3 protein-coding genes are annotated in these 2501 nt (G+C 40.8%); all 3 read right to left on the bottom strand.

What is annotated here, in order from left to right; all coding sequences use genetic code 11:
• Positions 1–1383, bottom strand: a 1383-nt coding sequence (locus CWM53_RS15590) for a hypothetical protein (protein ID WP_133124355.1), incomplete at its 3' end; no start/stop codon positions are given.
• Between the two features lie 56 nt (positions 1384–1439).
• Positions 1440–2327: an SIR2 family protein gene (locus tag CWM53_RS15585; RefSeq protein WP_100750809.1), complete on the bottom strand. Its 888-nt coding sequence runs from the start codon at positions 2325–2327 to the stop codon at positions 1440–1442.
• Between the two features lie 92 nt (positions 2328–2419).
• On the bottom strand, positions 2420–2501 hold an 82-nt coding region (locus tag CWM53_RS32380; protein ID WP_413773716.1), incomplete at its 5' end, for a DUF6685 family protein.

Genomic DNA, 2501 nt, shown 5'->3' with positions numbered 1-2501 from the left:
TTTGATCGCCATTCTTTTTGAATAAAATTCTGATTTTTCATAATTTGTGAGGATTGCCTCCAGAAATTCTGCACTTTCGTCATCTTCATCAATCATTCGCAGTCCGGTCGCAAGGTACCAGGCCAGATGGTATTTTTCCATACATTCATAACAAGATATTTTGTTGAAGACCATCCGACTGAAGCTTACCAGTTCCTTATAATAATCATTATGATTTAGGTACATACAGTAACCTATGGATGCCATGATAATGGCTTTTGTACCACGACTTTGAGGATCAAACTCTGTCAGTTCAAAGTAGTTACGGATAAGGGTATGGACATTCCCGGGATAAAATTCAGTATGCTGGAGCATGAACTGCGTCACCGGTGCTATTTTTATGTGACCTGCCATCCAGTCAGTACCGATACATATGGACAAGCATTTTGTAACCAGTTGAGTATAATTATCTGTAGATAATGACGTAGAAACATAATCCCTTATCAACGGGTTTATTCTTAGAATCGTTTCATTTTCAATTTGCAGTGAATAAATTAACCCATCCCTCTCCAGCTTAGAGAAATCATTGTATACATAACGGTTTTCAGAGAATCTTTCTCTAATATTCTTAAGTCTTTCCCCACAATCGAGCACAGAAAAAACCTCGAGCAAGCTAAATATTTTTTTATGGTCTATTTTCAGATTTTCGATACGATTAATTAGATAAGTCGGGATCTCTGCCGAAAATTCTTCTTCAGGCAGGGTTATTACGCCGTCATCAAGTACCTCAGCCAGGCTCATTAATCGCAGATACTCTTTGAATTTATCCAGTTTAGAGGGCAAACCAGATGTATTTTCCAGCGTCTTATCCAGCTGCTCACGGGTGATACCGGCTAGCTTGGACTCCCCCCTCAGATACTCTTTAACCTCATCGACTGATAGTGGATTAAGACTTAATTGTTCAATCTGTAGGTTGATGGGATGAGTACCAATGAAAATAATTTTAACATTGCTGTTGTAGTCTGAACAAAGCCTAGATAATTCATGCAAGTAGTTTGTCGCGGGATGAGTAATATTGGAGATATTGTCAAGTACAACAATAAATTTACCTGCCTCGCTATTGGAGAAAATCCAGGTGATGTCGGTACCAATATCAAGGGTGATCTTCTTCGCAATTTCTTCAGGGGTGATGAGTCCCGTCAAATCGCTGTAAAGCACATTGTATTCAGAAAATTCATCGTTAAGAAAGGAATACAGAAAACCTGACTTCCCGTAGCCCCAGCCACAAAGCAGTTCCAGGCTACCGGTACTTTGTAAGGCCTGTATCGCAAAAAGCTGTTCGGATATTCTTACCACTTCATGGGCAGGCTCGTGGGATAAAATATGCCGCGTCAGTCGCGGCATTTTCTGAGTCGGTACCACTGACCTAGAGTTCGGTCGAAATCCCGTGTGAGGTGCAGTTATTTTTTTTTTTGCGCGTTCAGCACATCTTCAAAGAGCTTATGACAGTCTACGCCGCAATATCCCTGGAAACGACCATTTGCGGTGGCATCTGAAACCAGACTGAATAAACTCTGGTTATCTGCCAGCGCTTTTTCAGGCACTGACTCATAAAAAGCCCAGCGGATATTATAAGTTGCATTATCGTCGTTAACAATGCTGGCTAATGCCTGCAAAAAAATATCATCCCAGCCCGCGTAACCTAACACATACAACTTGCTGTCAGATAACACGTTCCTGATAGAGGATTCGATTTTTGGTCGTAATGCTGACAACTGGTGTGTTGAATGCATCGTGTCGCGGTTCCAGAGGCCATGAAGATGCACGACTATCTCTTTCTCCGTATATCCTTGGGTACCACCAATAGGTTGATCTATAGTCAAATCTTTAATTATGGGCTCGCGACCCGCACGGTATAAAGAGTACTCTATTACTTCATCAAAGTTAGTTGTAAGAATAATTCCCACATCGATATTCGTTTCACATATCAGTCTGGTTAGGTCATCAATACATTTTGATATATACCATTCATTCTCTGCTGGCTGTGCTTTTCCCATGATTATGGCCAACACCTCCCTGACCATTTCCTGATCGCCTACCTTCAATAGGTATGCAAAACTTTTCTGATAGGTTTCAACAACACTCATTTCCGGATTATGTTTGATGAATGAATCATATATATTGTATTCAATCATGAAGCCCTTCAGAATTTCATTTATCTCTTTTACACCTGGAACTCCTCTGCCATCTGGTGACATTGTCGTAGCAGAACCCAGAATAAAGGAAATTTTTTTATTACGTCGTATATCAAGAGTTATCGATTCAATTAAATCATCATAGTTGTTCAATTTTTAGCGTCCAGACAGATTTAAGCTATCCCTCTAAAATAGCTCTCAATCTAGCTCTTCTCAATACCCAAAGTAGGAGTTTAGTTGGCCTGTCAGAGGAACCTGCTGACACAGCTGGCCCGGAACCGTGCAGCTGCAAAATGATGGGACCCACCCAGATTGTTCCAGCATAAC

Origin of the sequence: Klebsiella sp. A-Nf5 (genome assembly GCF_002810545.1) — a bacterium.
In the GTDB taxonomy this organism is placed as follows: Bacteria; Pseudomonadota; Gammaproteobacteria; order Enterobacterales; family Enterobacteriaceae; genus Klebsiella; species Klebsiella variicola.
Note: the sequence above shows the minus strand (reverse complement) of the source record. Positions and strands in the feature narration are given on the sequence as shown.